10 protein-coding genes are annotated in these 12,758 nt (G+C 57.7%); 8 read left to right on the top strand and 2 right to left on the bottom strand.

Features of this window, described 5'->3' with window-relative positions:
- The 6 genes from VSR71_RS12050 to VSR71_RS12075 all read left to right on the top strand — a co-directional run.
- Window positions 1-1,631: phage integrase family protein (locus tag VSR71_RS12050; RefSeq protein ID WP_342914084.1), on the top strand; the 1,631-nt coding region annotated here is incomplete at its 5' end.
- 857 nt (window positions 1,632-2,488) lie between these two features.
- Window positions 2,489-4,435, top strand: coding sequence for a Mu transposase C-terminal domain-containing protein (locus VSR71_RS12055; RefSeq protein WP_342914085.1), 1,947 nt, complete (start codon window positions 2,489-2,491; stop codon window positions 4,433-4,435).
- Between the two features lie 71 nt (window positions 4,436-4,506).
- Window positions 4,507-5,433, top strand: coding sequence for a TniB family NTP-binding protein (locus VSR71_RS12060; protein ID WP_342914086.1), 927 nt, complete (start codon window positions 4,507-4,509; stop codon window positions 5,431-5,433).
- A complete protein-coding gene (locus tag VSR71_RS12065) occupies window positions 5,354-6,466 on the top strand; it encodes a hypothetical protein (protein WP_342914087.1) in 1,113 nt (370 codons plus the stop codon). Before VSR71_RS12060 ends, VSR71_RS12065 begins: the two co-directional genes overlap by 80 nt.
- Window positions 6,467-6,810: 344 nt before the next feature.
- On the top strand, window positions 6,811-7,896 hold the full coding sequence (locus tag VSR71_RS12070) for an IS630 family transposase (RefSeq protein WP_342914088.1): 1,086 nt from the start codon (window positions 6,811-6,813) through the stop codon (window positions 7,894-7,896).
- A gap of 1 nt (window position 7,897) precedes the next feature.
- A complete protein-coding gene (locus tag VSR71_RS12075) occupies window positions 7,898-8,296 on the top strand; it encodes a hypothetical protein (RefSeq protein WP_342914089.1) in 399 nt (132 codons plus the stop codon).
- A 57-nt stretch (window positions 8,297-8,353) separates the two neighbouring features.
- Here VSR71_RS12075 and VSR71_RS12080 read toward each other — a convergent pair whose 3' ends face one another.
- Together VSR71_RS12080 and VSR71_RS12085 are read right to left on the bottom strand one after the other, a co-directional pair.
- A complete protein-coding gene (locus VSR71_RS12080) occupies window positions 8,354-9,046 on the bottom strand; it encodes an aspartate/glutamate racemase family protein (RefSeq protein WP_342914090.1) in 693 nt (230 codons plus the stop codon).
- Window positions 9,047-9,157: 111 nt separating this feature from the next.
- Window positions 9,158-9,877 (bottom strand): GntR family transcriptional regulator, encoded by a 720-nt coding sequence (locus VSR71_RS12085; RefSeq protein WP_342914091.1) that lies wholly within the window; start codon window positions 9,875-9,877, stop codon window positions 9,158-9,160.
- 181 nt (window positions 9,878-10,058) lie between these two features.
- Between VSR71_RS12085 and VSR71_RS12090 the strand changes: the two genes are divergently transcribed.
- Together VSR71_RS12090 and VSR71_RS12095 are read left to right on the top strand one after the other, a co-directional pair.
- Window positions 10,059-11,279, top strand: coding sequence for a pyridoxal-phosphate-dependent aminotransferase family protein (locus VSR71_RS12090; protein ID WP_342914092.1), 1,221 nt, complete (start codon window positions 10,059-10,061; stop codon window positions 11,277-11,279).
- A gap of 118 nt (window positions 11,280-11,397) precedes the next feature.
- On the top strand, window positions 11,398-12,702 hold the full coding sequence (locus tag VSR71_RS12095; RefSeq protein ID WP_342914093.1) for an MFS transporter: 1,305 nt from the start codon (window positions 11,398-11,400) through the stop codon (window positions 12,700-12,702).
- Window positions 12,703-12,758: the final 56 nt, after the last annotated feature.

Here is a 12,758-nt window from a genome sequence, read left to right on the forward strand (position 1 = left end):
AAGCGGGCAAGGCAGTTTGGGCAGGCGTTCACGGCCTGAACTGCTTATTCTCAATCCGAATAAGGCGAAGTGTTTTCATAACCTCAAGGCTTATGATAGCAATTCGGCCTTATCTTGGTCAGAGGCCTGCGTATGCTCGCAGCCGTCAGCGCGAGGACCTGGCCTGGCTGTTCGAGATCTCAGCCACTGATCGGACCGCGAAGGGCAGGGCGGCGGACCGGGCGATCGAGTTGCTGCGCGCGCTGCCTGCGCCGGTACCGGCCATCAGTGACGATATCGGCCTGTGGCTGGCGCCGCGTGCCGTCGCCGCGCTGCGGGCACAGGGGATCGACACGCTGGCCGACCTGACGGTGCGCGTGCCGCGCCGACGCCGCTGGTGGGCCGTCATTCCCGGGTTGGGCGCCGCCGGGGCGCGGCGGGTCGAGGCGTTTTTCGCCCAGCACCCGCAACTGACCGAACGCGCGCGGGCATTGATCACCCAAGTTCCGATCGAGGCGGTCGCGCCTTGGGAGCGATTACGCCTGCCGCAAGAATTTGACGGCTCTCAAGGTCAGTTCCGCGCTCCGCGCGAGACCTGCATCTTGGATGCGGATGATGACTACGCGGCAATCCAGGCATGGCTTGCCCTCCATGAATCGCCGGCTACCGTGCGGAGTTATCGGAAGGAGGCCGAGCGGTTGATTCTGTGGGCAATTGTGGAACGCAAGCGCCCATTGTCATCCCTCACCACCGAGGATGCGATCGCCTACCGCAGTTTTTTGCGACGGCCAGCGCCCCATGCGAGGTGGGTGGGCACCGCACGACCGCGTAGCGCTCCGGACTGGCGTCCATTCACCGGCGGCCTGTCGGCTCGATCCACCGCCCATGCCTTGTCCATCCTGGGGGCGATGTTCCGCTGGCTGATCCAGCAACGTTATGTGTTGGCCAACCCGTTCGCCGGCATTAAGGTGCGCGGCGGGGGACGGTCGCCCGCGCTCGACAGTTCGCATGCATTTACGGAGGGCGAATGGCTGCTGGTCCGCACCATCGCGGACGGGCTGGAATGGTCCTATGGCTGGGATACCCCGGCGGCACAGCGCCTGCGCTTTGTCCTCGACTTTGGCTATGCCACTGGCTTGCGCGCCAGCGAACTGGTCGGCGCAACACTCGGCCACATTGAGATTGACGCCCAGGGCGATAGCTGGCTCAGGTTGGTGGGTAAGGGCGACCGAGCTGGACGAGTCGCGCTGCCACCGCTGGCACGAACCGCGCTGGATCGTTACCTGGTCGAACGAGGCTTACCGGTGACGCGAGGACGCTGGCATCCCAAGACCTCACTCATTGCCGGGCTTGGCAAGTATGCTGACACGGCGATTACAAGCACGCGCTTGTGGCATTTGGTACGACGATTCTTCTCTCAGGCTGCTGAACTGATCTACAAAGACCATCCTGGCGCAGCTGAGAAGCTGCGGCTTGCTAGCCCTCACTGGATGCGGCACACGCATGCAACCCATGCTTTGGCGCTGGGAGTGGAGTTGCTTACGGTCCGAGACAACCTGCGACACGCGTCGATCTCGACCACTTCCTGCTATCTCCACGGGGACGACACGAACCGTGCAAGGCAGCTCGGTGCGGTTTTCCGTGCCGGGTAACCCGATGAAATTTTAGCTCGGTTAGTCAGCCCCCATCGAACTACAGCTGTATAAGTGTCGCATAGATAACTCTCGAGCGAAGCGCGTAGTACCTGCGTGAGTGACGAATGTCTTTTTACTCAGTCGTCCGCGTTCCCGGGCAACAACGGCGTGAGGGGCGTCGGCGCCCAAGTTCGCAGTTGCGGCACGTGCCGCCGCACCGGGAACCGCGGTGGGACACTTGGGTTAAGAGTCGCTGATTGCGAGGGTGTAGCGAGCAGCAACAGGAACCATACCAGGCGCAGAGTACTCCTAAGCACCGCCCGCGAGTTTGGCAAGAAGGGAGATTTCGGACTTGCTGCTTAGTGCCGTGTAGCACCTGGGGACTGTTAATCAAGCTTGGATTACCACTTAAAGGTGCTATTGATTAGTACCCTGAGTTGCTCTGATTCAGTCCTCAATTGATACCGGGCAGAGGAGTGCCTCAGTACTATTAATTAGTACCAGAGAGCTGAGCTGTCGTGCCAATCTGAAGATTGGGATGCTCAATTGATGATTTGGTGCGGCGCACAAAATTATCTATATATGAATTATGGAAGGTTGGAAGGGATCACTTTTGGCTGCCTAGACGGACGTCGTCTTGAATATTACGTATCTGTCTAGACGAGCATTGGTCTACAGGTAACAGAGGCGTTTGCAGGCGTTACCGTTTGACATCCTTTCCCTTCGAGATCAGGCTAGGTCGTCAATCGGCCTCGAACGCGCGTCGCAACCTTCAGGGTTATAACTCTCATGGGTCTGGGCGGATGGCGAGAAGCGCGCCGGCAAAAAGGTTCGCGTTGGGATCGGTGCTGCCAGGTATTCGAAGGAGGCACATCATGCATAGCTTTGCTTTGCGCAAAGGAGCAGTGCTTGAGCGCAACCAGGTTCAGGTAAGGATCCTGCGAGTCATAGAGGATGGCAGCATTGTTCTGGAGGAATTGCAGACAGGCTACGTTTCCACCTGCCGTAAGGACGATTTGCTGGATGAATACATCGCGGGAACACTTTCGGCATGCGGGCCTTCCCCAGCAATACGGTCTAGTCTCCCAGTATTTGGGCGTCCCCTTGAGGAATTGCCTGATCATGTGAAGTCGGAAGCGTACAGGCGAAAGCGATATTTAGATTTTTTGGCTGACTCTGGAAGAGTCCCTTGGACAAAAGCCGAGATGGAAAGGTTAATCCAAGCGGCTGCAACAGCTTTTAGCGATGAGAAGCCACCGACAGTCAGCTCACTGTATCGCTGGCATCGTAGGTTCCAACTGACCCAGGACGTGCGTTCGCTAGTGCCCCAGTATCATCGACGGGGGCCGATTAGGCCGAACACGAATCCTGAAGTACTCGCCTTATTGGTGCAAGCTGTTCAGCAGGTCGTCAAGACAATGCAAGGCTGGACCATGGCGGATGTCGAGTCCGCTCTGCAAGTCCTAGTGGATAACGAGAATTATGGCCGACCCGAGAATTTGCAACTCAAGATGCCAACTCGTAGGACGCTATACCGGCTTATTCCCCGTCTTCGCGAGTTGGAAAGCGAAGAGGTGGCGCGGGGAGTGGGAGGCTGCAAGGTCAAGCTTACATGTCAAACGGTGAGGACAAGAACAATATTAGAGCGAGTGGAGATGGACCATACGCCGATGGACCTATTCATTGTCGCTGACAAGACCTTGCTGCCTCTAGGTAGACCGCTAATGACAATAATGATTGATCACTTTAGCAGGATGCCTATCGGCTACTACTTTAGCTTCGGTGGGCCATCAGTATCTGCGGTATTGGGCGCGTTACGTCATGCAATTCTTCCCAAATGCGCGGCGGAGAGCGTCATTCCTGGACTAACGGTGGAGCATCGCTGGCCATGTTATGGCTTGATGAAGCGGCTCGTCGTCGATAATGGGAAAGAATTCCACAGCGATGCTCTAGAGCGAGCCTGCTTTGATCTGGGTATTGAATTGGTGTTCTGTCCCGTACGTCAGCCGAGATTTAAAGGAACTATTGAACGCTTCCTAAAGACTCTCAACTACGGATTTGCCCACTGCTTGCCGGGAACCAGTCTTGCGCATTTATCTGAGCGGGGTGATTATGATCCTCTCAAGGATGCTGTTCTGACACTAAGTGAGTTCAAGCATGCCCTAGAGAAATGGCTGCTTGACATCTACGCGCAAACACCCCATCGAAGCCTCAATGATACGCCATATCACGCTTGGGAGGCCTCTGCCGCGTTGCAGCCGCCGAGACTGCCGCAAAGTGCCATTGATTTGGTTCCTGCCTTGGGCATCTCGACGACACGCTGCATTCGACATGATGCAGTTTGCCTTGAAAACCTACGATATAGTACTGAAGCGCTGAAAGGACTCATGTGGCGCTATGGTGAAGGAATTTCCGTTCGAATAATGTACGACAGAGAGAATTTAGGGAAAATCCTTGTGTGGCCGCCAGAAGACGATAGTCCTTTGGTTGTTCCAGCCGTTTTTTCGGAGTACGCCAACGGACTTACATTGGCGCAGCATAAGCTGATTCGTGCGCTTGTCAAGGAGCGAAAAATGGACGATAAAAACGAGTCCTCGCTCTTATACGCCAAGGCCGACCTTGCCGGGAGGATCCAAGATCTCTTGCGCAGCAGAAAGCTAAGGTCCCGTAAAAAAGCGGCACGCGTCCAAGGCGCAAACAGTGAACAACCTACCAAAAAGCTTGATCGACAAGCAGCCACGGCGAAGAGCATTAGCCGCCAAGCGGATTTGACCTCGTCGCTCGCGTCGGTTAAGACTTTTCCCAAAATGCGGCTGCCTTAATTGCGGAGGCGCTTATGTCCCGATCAAGAGATGTCTATAGTGCGATAGCGGATTTGAGAAGGAACGTGTTCATGTTTCCGCGCTTTCGCAAAGCATTTCAGCAATTGACTCAGGCTGTTGAGCTATATCGCGCATCCGGAGTCGCATCGAATCATCTGATCCTGGGGTCCTCTGGTTGCGGGAAATCCACTTTGTGCAAGCTTTTGATTTCGCAGTATCCAGAAATGAGGGAGCCCGAACGGAACGTCATTCGTGTGCTCTATATGGAGATACCAGCCTTGGCGACAATCAAATCATTGGTGGAGGGCCTACTTTCTAAACTTGGCGATCCAGCGCCATGGGCAGGCACGATTTCCGATAAGACAGCCAGGCTTTGTCGTTTAGTTGTTGGTTGTGGTGTGTTTATCATTATATTGGATGAAATGCAACATGTGCGTGACCGTGGGCAAGATTTGACGATTTCAAAAGCTGCTGATTGGATAAAGGGTTTCTCTAATGCCGTTGGCTGTCCCTTCGCGCTGGTAGGATTGCCTCGAACACAGTATTTATTGGATGCGAACGAGCAGCTGCGCAGGCGATTCAGTGCAACCTTATATCTAGAACGATTTAATATGTGTGACTCGGAAAGCATAAATGAGTTTTCTGGGGTTGTTATTTCCTTTTTGGAGGGAATGCCTTTACGCTGCTCGCTTCGTCCTGATGCATCCATTGATGATTTGTGTAAGTTTTATTATGCGACTGATGGGCGAGTCGGATATCTCGCCAGCCTCTTGAGTCGGGCTCTGCTGATCGCTGACGCTGACGGCGTGTGGACCATTGATCAAGGCCTGCTCGAGAAAGCATTTGCGGCAGAGATATGGTATCAGGGGGTGGGCCAGCTTAATCCCTTTTCAACGCGTTTCTGTGGGCGCAGTCTGAATGAATATGGCGAACCGTTCTATGTTCCTGAGTTCGCAAAAAAAGAAGGTGCATCGTCAGCTCTCGTTGGGGATTTATAAGGGGTGTATCGTGAAGACCCGGACTAGGATTGCGTTGGACGAATTCCCTCTGCGTCCAAAGGCGAAGACTGATGAAAGTGTTCGAATGTATATTCATCGGGTCTATGACGCTAATGGTCACCGCGTCGGAGTTCCATTCTTGCAACGCCCGCATCTTCGCCTATGGTTTCAAGCAATGGGACGATTATGCGGATCCGCCATCCATGAGGCTCCATTTGCGTGGAGCGATGGGTTCCCGAGGATCCCGGGGCGGAGACTTGAAAATAGGGGGCTAAAATATTGCTGCGCCTGTGCTTCGGAGTTTGGATATCAATTGTGGATTATTGATTACTACGATTTTCGATTCTGCCCGGTGCACCTGCAGCCTTTGTTGCGATTATGCTACGCGTGTGCCAAGCCTGTTAGCCCACGTGAAGTTCTTAATAACCATTGTGATTGCGGATTTGATCTTAAAGACACTCCTGTCATAGGAGTAAGAGCTGATTTCGTTACGTGGGAGTTAGTTGTAGGCCAGTATCTGAGAGGTGTGATTGCGAAAGAAAAGGTGAGTGATAATCGACTTTTGTTGCCGCTGTGGGTCCGAAAATCCAATCTGCCGCGATTTACAACATTGATGATGGAGTTTTACAGAATATTCTCGATATCACCCCTTTTTCGTATCGACGATGTAACTAGAGATTCGCTGATAGATTGGCCAAACAATTTTCGCGATAATCTGTTGGAGTGCGCCTCGAGTCATATGGACGTCGGCCAATTTGGGGTGGCGGCTGCCCTGCGCTCACTAGGGCATCGCTGCTATAGCCTGAAGGAAGACGGAATTGATGCGGAAATAGCCAGGCAAATTAATCTCCTAATTTTAGAGGCGGGAGCCGCTGAGCTGAAGAGTGGTGGTGACGCCGCGTCTATTCAACGTGTAAACTGCTCGAAGAATCACATTTCTCGCCGAATTGATCGCCCTGATTTGCGTAGAGGCCGAATGGAGGATCACGAGTGGTTTGAAAATAAAAGCGCAGAGACAGAGGAAAGCCAGTGATCTATGCGCCTTATATATAGCGGATTTCACGCTTTCAAGGGCATGGCGGTAAATTTTCCTTTATTCAGTCATTTCAAGCTGCTCTTTCAATTATTCTGTCAAGCTTAACGTGTCGTTGTGACAAAACAGATGAATAAAGCCTTTTATTTCAAGGGGACGATTGTTGTTATCTCTGTCATCCGACAAGTCTGCGCGCCATGGGCGCCGCGTCGGCGGCGACACCGGGTCCTTATACCCCTTGGTCGCAGGGAGGCCGATCTTCTAGTGTCCTGCGTCAGAAGTTCATTGCATTATTGACGCCACGTAGTAGTCTTCGTTGAAGGCACGCAAACGGCGAGGCGGTGATGAGAGGAAGACCAAAGGCGGAACTCGTGTTGAATGAGGTCGAACGTGAGCAGCTCAAGGCGCTGACGATGCGGCGCAAGACCGCACAGGCGTTGGCCTTACGCGCGCGCATTGTGCTGGCTAGCGCTGAAGGCTTGGACAACAAGACCGTCGCTGCAAAGCAGCGTGTCACTCAGCAAACCGTATCGAAATGGCGTGCGCGCTTCGTGGCGCATCGGCTCGATGGACTGCTCGATGCGCCGCGCCCAGGGGCACCGAGGTCCATCGATGATGCACAGGTGGATGCGGTTATTGCCAAGACGCTCGAATCCGTGCCAGCCAACGCCACCCACTGGAGCACGCGCAGTATGGCTCGCGCGGAGAATCTATCTCCGTCGACCGTGACGCGTATCTGGCGTGCCTTTGGACTGCAGCCTCATCGACAGGAGACCTTCAAGCTCTCCACCGACCCATTGTTCGTGGAGAAGGTGCGCGATATCGTGGGGTTGTACCTCGCCCCACCGCTCAAAGCCATGGTGTTGTGCGTTGACGAGAAGAGCCAAATTCAGGCACTGGACCGCACGCAACCCATGCTACCGCTGGCGCCAGGCATCCCCGAGCGACGCACGCACGACTACATGCGCCATGGCACGACAACGTTGTTCGCTGCGCTGGACATCGCCACTGGAAAAGTTATCGGTGAATTGCATCGCAGACATCGCAGCAGTGAGTTCCTGCAGTTTCTACGCACGATCGAAGCCAACGTGCCACCCAAGCTCGATGTGCATCTCGTCATGGACAACTACGGCACGCACAAGACGCCGTCGATCAAGGCTTGGTTCGCTCGCCATCCGCGCTTCCATGTTCATTTCACACCGACCTCCGCCTCATGGATCAATCAGGTGGAGCGCTGGTTTGCAACCATCACGGAACAATACATCCGCCGCGGCACGCATCGATCAACCCGACAACTTGAGCAAGCCATCCATCAATACCTCGACCTGAACAACGCCAACCCCACGCCGTTCGTGTGGACGAAGTCCGCCGATGACATCCTCGCCAGCATCAGGCGATTTTGTCTGCGAATTTCTGACGCAGGACACTAGCATGGATACGCTGGCCAGACGGCCGACAAGGCAGGGAGCGCCTGATATGGCTGCCACGTGTCAAGTGACGGCTACGAAGCTCCAGGAGGTAACGGCTATGTCTGCCACAAGGATTGAGATGTGCGACCAGGATGGCGACGGCGTATTGACCATTCGAGATGACGGCGCCGAATTTTCAGGAGTCGCGCTGGAGCTTTCGAATCTCTTCGGTGAAGACGTGGTCGCGGATCTTGACAAGCACCAGTTGCTCAATTGGTGCGAGACGGTCGCCGCCCACCTTCGCAACCAAGGCGTTACGCCGAGCGAGTGCGCTCCGGAGGGCAGCGTCAACAAGACCAGTCAGAGCCGGACGAAAGAGCAGCCTGGCGTCGACGAACTCGTGCAGACGGCGGCTTCCTGATCCTGACGCACGCGAGACGGTCTGCTGGCCGGTGGCCGCGCAATAGTGCCAGCTGATTTAGCGCTCGGGCGTGGCGAAGCTGCCGTAGCTCGCCTTGCGCGGTCTCAATCTTGCGAGCGCCTCTGCCTGCACGGCCGCACAAGCGATGCCGTCCAGAAGCGGCACGTCTGCCTGCGCGGCAATCGCCGGTACATAGCCGCACAATGCTGCAGCCACGGTGACGACCACGTCCGCACCATCGTCCCGGCTGAGCGACGTCACGGCGTCGAGCATCATTGCGCTGGCTTCTGGCGCAAGTCCGATGCCATATGGTGCAGCCGTTTCGATGCCGCGGATGCCAGCCACGCGCCCGGCATAGCCGTATGAGGCCGCCAGTTCTCCGTACAACGGCGTCAAGGCGCGACCGACGGTCAGCAGTCCGATCCTGCCGCCCATCATGCTTGCCGTCGCCAGGGCCGCTTCGGTCGTGCCGACAACAGGGACATGAAGCATCTGCCGCAGTGCATGAAGGGCTGTGTCCATTGAAACCCCCAGAATCACGGCCTCGACATCGGCATCCAGCGTCCGGGCCATCTTCAGCAGGCCATCGATTGCAGCGGCATTGTCCACGCGCGACCGGATAACCGCGGGACCTGCTGTGTTGGTCAAGCCGAAGATCTCGCACGTGTCGCCGGTGGCCCGCCTGGCTTCTGCAAGCATACGGTCGGTGATGTGCTGGCTGGAATTGGGATTCAGGAGGGCAATACGCATAGTGCTGGACCGGTCAGTAGCCGTCGAAGATGCCGGCAAGTTCAATGCTGTGTCTGAGGGGGAGGGCAGGCGAGCCGCCAGACGACGGCGCCTGATCTTCGACTTGGCGCTCTAGGCCTGCGGCATGCCGCTGGCCGCGCCCGCCTGGATCAGCAGCACGGCATCGCGCTTGTCGAGCAGGTGCTGGCGCAGGATTGCGGCAAGACGCTTGCCATCGCGGGCTTCAAGGGCCACGAGCATGTCTTCGTGGTCATGGATGGCGCTGTCCCATTTCGGCTTTTGATAGTTTGAGCGAAAGCGCAGTGCCTGCAGCTTCCGGTTCACGGACAGATAGGTCTGGCGCAGTGCCGTATTGCGTGCCGCAAGGTTGATGCGGTCATGGATCTGGTGATTGAGGCTGTAGTAGCCGGGCAGGTCTTCGTTTGCCCTGCACGCCAGCATTGCATAGTGAAGGGCCTTGATTTCCGCCAGCTCGACAGCGGTGATGCGCGCGCAGGCCAGCTCGCCCGACAAGGCTTCCAACCCGCTCATCAGTTCGAAGGTATCGAGTATTTCGTCCGTCGACAGCCGGGATACGGTCGCGCCGCGGTTGGGAGAGATATCGATCAGCCCTTCGGCGGCGAGCACCTTCAGTGCTTCCCTCAGCGGCGTGCGCGAGATGCCGAGGGTCTCGCACAATTCCCGTTCATTGAGCTTGCGGCCTGGCTCCAGCACCCCCTCGACGATAAATTTCCGCAGGTGCGCCACCACCGTGTCATGAAGGCGCTGGCGTTCGAGCTTGGGCAGGACCGGGGTTGGCGACTCCAGGCCGAAGACGTCTTCTTTTGGCATTCAAAATTCCTTACGCGCGTTTGCATACGATTCTAGCAGACGCTTCAAGGAAACTCAAAAACCCGCGTAAACCCTTGTGCAACGGGGTTTCTGACGGGTAAACACTACTTCGAATGAGCCGTCTTTCCCGCATTTCCTCTGCTAAAGTATTTTGCATTCAAAACTCAATCGGAGGAGTCAAATGCTCAATCTCAACTTTCACCCCGCTGGCCGCCACTTCCTGCAGATCCCCGGACCGAGCCCGGTGCCCGATCGCATCCTGCGTGCAATCAGCTACCCGACCATCGATCATCGCGGGCCGGAATTCGGCGCGCTGGGCCTGAAGGTGCTGGATGGCATCAAGAAGATCTTCAAGACCGAGCATCCGGTGGTGATCTATCCCGCTTCGGGAACGGGGGCCTGGGAAGCGGCGTTGTCGAACACCCTGAGCCCCGGCGACACGGTGTTGATGTTCGAGACCGGCCACTTCGCCACGCTGTGGAAGAAGATGGCCGAGAACCTCGGCATCCGGCCGGAGTTCCTTGGCTTGCCCGGCGTGGAGGGCTGGCGCCATGGAGTGCAGGCCGACATGATCGAAGCCCGGCTGCGCGCCGATGCCGCGCATGCGATCAAGGCCGTATGCGTGGTGCACAACGAAACCTCGACAGGCGTGACATCAGACATCGCCGCCGTGCGCCGCGCCATCGACGCGGCCGGACATCCCGCGCTGCTGCTGGTCGACACCATCTCGGGGCTGGCGTCCGCCGACTACCGCCATGACGAATGGGGCGTGGACGTGACCGTGTCAGGCTCGCAGAAGGGCCTGATGCTGCCGCCGGGCATCAGCTTCAATGCGGTGTCGCCCAAGGCCATCGAAGCGTCTCGCCAGGCCCGGCTGCCGCGCAGCTTCTGGGGCTGGGAAGAGATCATCGAGATGAACCGCACCGGCTACTGGCCCTATACGCCCAGCACGAACCTGCTCTATGGCCTGTCCGAAGCGCTCGACATGATCCTGGAAGAAGGGCTCGACAACGTCTTCGCCCGTCATGAGCGCCTGGCCGAAGCCTGCCGCCGCGCAGTCAAGGCCTGGGGCCTGCAGATCCAGTGCGCGGACCCCGCCGTCTACAGCCCGGTGCTGACCGGCGTGATGATGCCCGACGGCATCGACGCCGACGTGGTGCGCAGGAACATCTACGAGCGCTTCAACATGTCGCTCGGCGCCGGCCTGGGCAAGGTCAAGGGCCGCATGTTCCGCATCGGCCATCTGGGCGACTGCAACGACCTGACGCTGATGGCGACACTGGCCGGCTGCGAAATGGGCCTGAAGATCTCTGGGGTGCCGATTGCCGCAAGCGGCACGGTTGCCGCCATGGACTATCTCGCCGCGCATACCACGCCGCTGTCGCTCAAGGCCGCTGCCTGACGCAGCCGCTTCCATCCAGGGCCGGAGGGGCGCATCGCTTGCGCCGCGCCCCCCGCCCGACTGATCGCAACGGATCAGCGCAGCACTGCCGTACCTGACAAAAAACAGAGGAGACGCTGTGGATACAACCCTGCAGGCGGGAGCAAGGATCAGGTCGTTCGAGGACGCGACCTATCGCAAGGTGAGCTGGCGACTGGTGCCATTCCTGATGGTCTGCTTCCTGATCGCTTATCTCGATCGTGTCAACGTAGGTTTTGCCAAGCTCCAGATGTCGCAGCAGCTGGGCTTCAGCGAAACCGTCTACGGCCTGGGTGCCGGCATTTTCTTTATCGGCTACTTCCTGTTCGAGGTGCCAAGCAACCTGGCCCTGCACAAGTTCGGCGCCAAGGTATGGATCGGGCGGATCATGATCACGTGGGGGATTCTTTCCGCGTGTTTCGCCTTCGTGCAGACACCGGCACAGTTCTACACGCTGCGATTCTTGCTGGGGCTGGCCGAAGCGGGCTTCACGCCAGGCATCGTGTACTACCTGTCCTGCTGGTACCCCTCGCACCGGCGCGCCAAGATCATGGCCATCTACTGCATGGGATCGCCGCTGTCAGGCATTATCGGCAACCCGCTCTCCGGCTACCTGATGGGAAGCATGGCAGGCGTGGCCGGCTGGGGCGGCTGGCAATGGATGTTCATTATCGAGGCGGTGCCGGCGGTGTTGCTGGGGTGCTTCTGCTTCTACTACCTGGACAACTCCATTGCCAAGGCCAAATGGCTGACCGGCGAGGAGAAGCAGGTCCTCGAGCTGGCCAAGACGGAGGACGTCAAGGCGGCGGATCCGCAGGCACGCGTCGGCAGGGTCTTCACCGATCCGCGCGTCTGGCTGATCAGCCTGATCTGCTTCTGCTATGTCACCGGGCAGTACGGCATCACGCTCTGGTTGCCCACGTTCATCAAGTCCACCGGGGTCAGCGACCCGCTCCATATCGGCTTGCTGAGCGCGATTCCTTATATGGCGGCGATCGTCTCGATGTACTTCTTCGGGCGCAGTGCCGACAAGCATCGCGAGCGGCGCTGGCACCTGATCATCCCGTGCATGATGGGCGCGATCGGCTTCCTGGCCTTGCCCTGGGTGATGCACAACACCGCGCTGTCGCTGGTGTTCCTGTCGATCGCGGCAGCCGGCATCCTGACCTGCACGCCGCTGTTCTGGTCCCTGCCGACGGCTTTCCTCAGCGGCGCGGCGGCCGCCACGGCCATCGCCATGAGCAACTCGATCGGCAACCTCGCCGGCTTTACCAGCGGGTACATGATCGGCTACCTGCGCGACGTGACCCAGAGCGGCAGCAGTGCTTACTACATGATCGCCGGGATGCTGGTGCTGGGTGCCTTCTGCATCTGGACCATACCCGCCCGGCTGGTCAACCGATAGCGGGACAAGGCGGGGCGCGGACACCGTGCTGCAGCCCCGCCTCTTCATGACTTCGC

It is taken from the genome of Cupriavidus oxalaticus (genome assembly GCF_038900635.1).
GTDB lineage: Bacteria > Pseudomonadota > Gammaproteobacteria > Burkholderiales > Burkholderiaceae > Cupriavidus > Cupriavidus oxalaticus_B.